Here is a 6,000-nt window from a genome sequence, read left to right on the forward strand (position 1 = left end):
CTCCCCTGCTTCGCATCAAGATCAAACCGTTTCCAGCTCTCCCACCCCGTTGACGGGCCTGCGCGCGGTCGGAAACGATGGCGCCTACCCCCACCCCTTGACCCCCTCCCGCCTTCGCGGACCGAAGCGCTACGGCGCGCAGGCCAGCACGGGGAGGGGGGACTTTAGGGCCGCCGCGGAGCGTGCCCGATGCTGACCGCGCCTGCCCCCGCTAGAGCGGATATCCCCTGCTTCCCGATTTTGTTCCTTTTCCTTTTGGCCGCCCTCACAGCGGCGGGAACCGTGCCTTTGCCGGTCCTCTTCGTCTATCTTGTTTCCGGCACCGCAGCCGCTACGGCTTACGCTGCCGATAAGTGGGCGGCGGAACATGGCCGCCGCAGGGTGGCGGAGAGAACTCTGCATCTGCTGGGGCTTGTCGGAGGATGGCCGGGCGCGGCCCTGGCCGGGTGGGCGTTCAGGCACAAGACCCGCAAGCGCCGATTCGTCCTCGTTTTCAGGATCACGGCGCTCATCAACTGCGCAGCCCTGGCGGTGCTGGTGGCTTGTTTTTAGAGGCTGAGGGGACAGGCGCCTTGCGGAGCCAGTCCCCTGGGACCGCGGTGCCTGCGGCCTTTTGTTATGACATGCAATAGCTGAAATGCTTTTGGGAGGGACCATTGCACTATTTTCAGCAGAGAGGTACGAACGAACCTCTGGACCACGCGCAGCAGGAACTGAAGGCTGCCAGGCTTGAGCTGCAGGCGAAAAGCGCGGAGCTCGAACGCGCCCGAAACGACCTGGAGAATTTCCTGAGCTGCGCCTGGACCGCCACCGCCTTCTTCGACCGCGAACTCAGGCCGACTAGACTGACGCCGACCCTGGCGCAGCTTTTGGACCTCTCCCCCGACGACACCGGAGAGCTTTTGCCGAAGCTTTGCCGCAGGCTCGACTGGCCCAACGCGGGTGCGGAACTTTGGAGCGTGGTCGGCGGCGCAGTCGCCCCGGAGCGGGAGGTGACGGACCTGCAGACCGGGCACCAGTTCCTGCTGAGGCTCTTTCCCTATCTGAACGCCGAGGGAGAGACCGAGGGTGCCGTGCTGAAGCTGATAGACATAAGCGACTACAAGCTTGCCGATCAGCGGCTCCTCGAATACCGCGCGGTGTTCGAGTGCACCGGCGACATGATCTACGTGTTCGACCGCAGCTATCGCTTCCTCCTGGCGAACAAGGCGTACCTCGAGTGCCACCGGGTGCGGCACGAGGAGCTTGTCGACCGCACGGTGCACGATCTTTTGGGACCGAGGCTGTTCGCTGAGATCAAGGGACGCATCGATGCCTGCTTCGCCGGCGAAGAGGTGATCTTCGAGAGCCGGTACGACTACCCCGCCAAGGGGGTCCGGGACATCCTGATCACCTACACGCCGCTTAAAAACGGGGACCGGGTCGACAGGGTCGCCTGCCTGATCAAGGACATGACTGAGCGGACCCAACTGGAGGAGCAGCTGCGGCACGCGCAGAAGATGGAAGCGATCGGCACCCTTGCCGGTGGGATAGCGCACGACTTCAACAACCTTTTGACCGTCATCGCCGGCTATGCCTCCCTGATCCAGTTCAATTCCCAGGGAAGCGAGGCTGCCTCCATGGCAGCCGAAATCCAGGGGTCGGTGGAGCGCGCGGCAGAAATGACCCGCGGCCTCCTTGCCTTTTCCAGGAAGCAGGAGGTGAACCTGATGCCTGTCGAGCTGAACCAGCTCGTCGAGGGGCTGCATAAGAGCCTGAGGCGGCTCATCACGGAAGATATCGAACTGGCTGTCGAGGTCTCCAGCGTCCCGCTTATCGTCTCCTCGGACAAGGGGCAGCTGGAGCAGGTGCTCTTCAACCTTGTGGTTAACGCGCGCGACGCCATGCCGTCCGGGGGGAAGCTCTTGATCCGGACCGAACGGCTGCAGCTAAACCACGCCCTGATCACGGTTGCCGACACCGGAGTCGGGATGAGCCGCGAGGTGCAGGACCGTGTCTTCGAGCCTTTTTTCACCACCAAGGAACTGGGAGTCGGGACCGGGCTCGGGCTTTCCACCTGCTACGGCATCATCAAAAAGCACAACGGCATCATAGAGCTGCAAAGCGAGCCGGGTGCCGGGACCGTTTTCAGCATTTACCTGCCGCTCTCCGAAGAGCTGCCGGAAGCCGATAGCGCCGGGGGGCGGGCTCAGTGGGCGACCGGCAACGAGACGGTGCTGCTGGTAGAGGACGACGAGACGGTGCGGACGATGACGCGTCTTTTGCTGCAGCATAACGGCTATCGCGTGCTCTGCGCCAGGGAGGGGGAGGAGGCGCTGAATATCTTCGCCGAGCAAGGCGACGGGGTGGACCTGCTGCTCACCGACCTCGTCATGCCGCGCCTGAACGGGACGGAGCTCGGTCTGCGGATTCACGCCCAGAGGCCCGATTTTCCCACAATCTTCATGAGCGGGTACCCGGCGGACATCATGTCGCAGAAGGGGTTCGCCGCAACCGTTGATTACCTCGCTAAGCCGATAAAGCCGGAGCTTTTGTTGCGCCGGATCCGCGAGGCGCTCGATGCTCCCGGCGTCGCATCCGCCTAGAGCCCCTGCACCCCGGAAAAAAGCTGGATAAAAGCCCCCGCGCCGTTTACAGGCGCGGGGGCTTTTTCGTGTGGCCGAGGCGATGGCATGTAGCAGGTTAGACTTCCACTGTCACAGCGACAGCGAGATATGCTGTAAATATGTTAGTGGATTATAATGTCTTACCGGGCGGGTCAAAGCAAACAGTATCAGAGCGGCGCTTGAATACAGGAGTTTTTCTGGTAAACATTTTGGCTGTCAGCTTGTCCTGCAATTTCACTTCTTTTGACTTTGGTCAAATCTTTTCATACTTGTTTATTGCATCTAATACAGCGCTTTAATTTTGCAGAACCACTACACATGACGACAGGAGGGAAAACATGCTGAAGAGGAACCTGGCTTTGACAGCGGCAGCAGCGGTTGCGGCGGGATTTTTGTCACTCCCCGCGCTGACCACTGCGGCAAAGTCCAACCCGGCGGCTAAAGTCGCCAGCGACGGCAGGGCGAAGTGCTACGAGTGCCATGACGAGGTGAAGGCCCTGAAGGAAGGTTCCAAGCACGCGAAGCTCTCCTGCAAGGTCTGTCACGAGAAGCTCGACGCCCACATGAACGATCCGGAAAAGAACAAGCCGGTGACGCTGATCGACCAGGCGCTCTGCGGCAAGTGCCACAAGGAGCAGTACAACAGCTTCTACGAGGACAACTACGAGGCGGCGGCCAGGAAGGAAAAGGGAACCCCCACCGGCCGCTCCCCGCTTCAGGACAAGCTTTTGGCCGGCCACGGTTTCACCTTCGAGCATGACGAGCCGCGCGGCCACGCCTTCATGGTGATCGACCAGTTCGCGGTGGACCGCTTCCAGGGGGGGCGCTTCCAGCTCAAGGAGGGGTGGAAAGGGGTGACCTCCACCGGCAAGACCTGGGACGTGCTGACCGACACCGGGAAGAAGCTGCCGGAGACGGCCATGGCGGGCAACGCAACCTGCATCCAGTGCAAGACCTCCGACCATCTGCTCAAATGGAAGTTCCTGGGGGATAAGGACCCCAAGGCCAAGTGGGACCGCACATCCAACGTGGTCGACGTCGCCAAGGACACCCACAACCCCGTAGGCTGCGTACACTGTCACGACCCGCACGGGACCCAGCCCCGCGTGGTGCGCGACGCCCTGATCCAGGCGATCCAGAAGGACCCCAAAGGTAACATCTTCGCCAAAAACGGCGCCACGGACCTGAAGGTGATCGACTTCCGCGACTTCAGGAAGATCGGCGTGATGCAAAAGACCGACTCCCGCATGATGTGCGCCCAGTGCCACGTCGAGTACAACTGCAACGCCGGGACCCAGTGGAGCGACGGCAAGAAGGTCGGGTACGACGACCTGAGGACCAACCACTTCCCGCTCAAGAACTCGCTGCAGCTTCTGAAGCACTACCAGGAGCTCAACTTCTACGACTTCAAACATGCGGTGACCGGTGCGCGCCTGATCAAGTTCCAGCACCCGGAGGCCGAGACCTATGCCGGAAGCATCCACGACAAGGCAGGGGTCCAGTGCCACCAGTGCCACATGCCGAAGAAGAAGGGGAAAGACGGCAAGATGTTCTCCACCCACGGCGTCATCCGTCCCAAAAACCACATCAAGGAGGCCTGCCTTGGCTGCCATCCCAAGGAAGGCAAAGACAAGAAGCTCTACCAGTTGGACGCGGTGCAGAACTACGTGAAGGGCAAGATGCGCAAGTCCGAGTACTGGCTTGGGCAGTTGATCGACACCTACGCCGCGGCGCAGCGGGCCGGCGTGTCGCCCACCGTGCTGGACGAGGCGCGTCTCAAGCACGAGGAGGCGCATGCCCTGTGGGAATACTGGACCGCGGAGAACTCCGACGGCTTCCACAACCCCGAACTTGCCCGGGAGTCGCTGACCGGCTCCATCGCCGCCTCCAAGGCGGGGGTGAAGATCCTCAACGACGCCATGTCGGTGGCTAAAAAGGACGAACCTAAGAAGTAGCAGGATCGATACGCCGGCCCAGGCCGGCGGCAAGCATCAAGGAGCCCCGTTTCCCTCAGGAGACGGGGCTCTTTTGCGTCTGCGACTGTTATTGAATGTCGAACGTTTGTTTGGTTTTTGTGGTTTACTGACAACAAAAATCCGTTTAACTCATTGAACCAAAATAATTTGTCTCTGCGGGATTGTCCATTAAGAAACCGGGAAATAGTTCCGATAGGAGTAATCGTTGCGTTTTAACGATAACTCCCGAGTGTCGGACTCCTGACCTGAAGGAAATGTTTACTCATAGCTGAACGAAAGGGGAGAGCATCGATGCTTTACGTAAAGGTTCATGGCAGGGGCGGGTAGTGATCTTCTTACGGTAGCTGTGACTGTTATCAAACACTTTGCACAAGGAGATAATCATGAAGTGGTTTTATGACTTGAAGCTTGGCACCAAGCTGATCAGCGGCTTCATAACTGTTGCCGCCATTGCGGCCATCATCGGTTACTTCGGCATCAGGGAAATGAACGCAATAGAGAACGCGGACGTCGCGCTGTACGAAAAAATCACCGTACCGATAACGGAGCTGCAGGACATCTCGACCGCCTTTCAGCGGATGAGGGTGAACCTGAGAGACCTCTTGCTGGCCACGAGCCCCCAGGAAGGGCAGGAGAAGATGAAGCGTATCGTGGAGCTCCGGGAGGAGATCGACAAGGCGTCCGGGCAGTTCGAGAAGACCATCCTGACCGACCAAGGGCGAAAGCTGTTCGAGGAATTCAAGCAGTCGCGCAGCGTCTACGGTCCGCTCATTGATCGCATGGTCCAGCTTGCACAGGCCGGGCAGGGCAAGGAAGCCCTGGCTCTGATGCGAGGGGACGGGGCCGTCGCCTCCAGAAACGAGCAAAACGCCATAGAGAAACTGGTGGATGCCAAGCTGAAGCAGGCGAAACTCACCTCCGAAGCGAACACGGCGCTTGCGGCAAGCGCCACGAAGATCATGTCCATCCTGATCGCAGTCGGCGTGCTTTTGGCCGTGGGGCTCGGCCTCTACATCACCCGCCTGGTGCAGGGGCAGCTGGGCGCCGATCCCAAGGAGGTAAGCGAGGTCGCCAACCTGGTCGCGGCCGGCGACATGACGGTCACCATCGATCTGGCCGGCAAAAGGGACGACAGCGTGATGGCGGCGATGCAGAAGATGGTCGATTCCATCAAGGCGCTGGTCTCGGATGCCTCCATGCTCGCCGACGCGGCCATAGCCGGGAAGCTCGCCTCCCGCGCCGACGCGAGCAAGCACAGAGGGGATTTCCAGAAGGTCATCACCGGGGTCAACGACACGCTCGACGCGGTGATAGGGCCTTTGAACGTGGCGGCTGAGTACATGGACCGGATCTCCAAAGGGGACGTTCCCCCCAAGATCACCGACAACTACAGCGGCGACTTCAACGAGATCAAGAAC

4 protein-coding genes are annotated in these 6,000 nt (G+C 60.4%); all 4 read left to right on the top strand.

All coding sequences use genetic code 11. The annotated features are described in order from the left end of the window. The first annotated feature begins 189 nt into the window (after positions 1 to 189). The gene (locus K419_RS0116965; RefSeq protein WP_026842613.1) at positions 190 to 552 is read left to right on the top strand and encodes a DUF1294 domain-containing protein; all 363 of its coding nucleotides are present in this window, start codon (positions 190 to 192) and stop codon (positions 550 to 552) included. 104 nt (positions 553 to 656) lie between these two features. Continuing rightward, positions 657 to 2,585 (top strand): hybrid sensor histidine kinase/response regulator, encoded by a 1,929-nt coding sequence (locus K419_RS0116970; protein WP_026842614.1) that lies wholly within the window; start codon positions 657 to 659, stop codon positions 2,583 to 2,585. 359 nt (positions 2,586 to 2,944) lie between these two features. After that, positions 2,945 to 4,561, top strand: a complete 1,617-nt coding sequence (locus K419_RS0116975; protein WP_026842615.1) for an ammonia-forming cytochrome c nitrite reductase subunit c552 — start codon at positions 2,945 to 2,947, stop codon at positions 4,559 to 4,561. A 404-nt stretch (positions 4,562 to 4,965) separates the two neighbouring features. After that, on the top strand, positions 4,966 to 6,000 hold a 1,035-nt coding region (locus tag K419_RS0116980), incomplete at its 3' end, for an MCP four helix bundle domain-containing protein (RefSeq protein WP_026842616.1).

The sequence above is a fragment of the Citrifermentans bremense R1 genome (assembly GCF_000426865.1).
GTDB classification, from domain to species: domain Bacteria; phylum Desulfobacterota; class Desulfuromonadia; order Geobacterales; family Geobacteraceae; genus Geomonas; species Geomonas bremensis.

Coding starts and splice junctions, on each gene's coding strand:
- K419_RS0116965 (WP_026842613.1), top strand. CDS start 190: ATGCTGACCGCGCCTGCCCCCGCTAGAGCGGATATCCCCTGCTTCCCG.
- K419_RS0116975 (WP_026842615.1), top strand. CDS start 2,945: ATGCTGAAGAGGAACCTGGCTTTGACAGCGGCAGCAGCGGTTGCGGCG.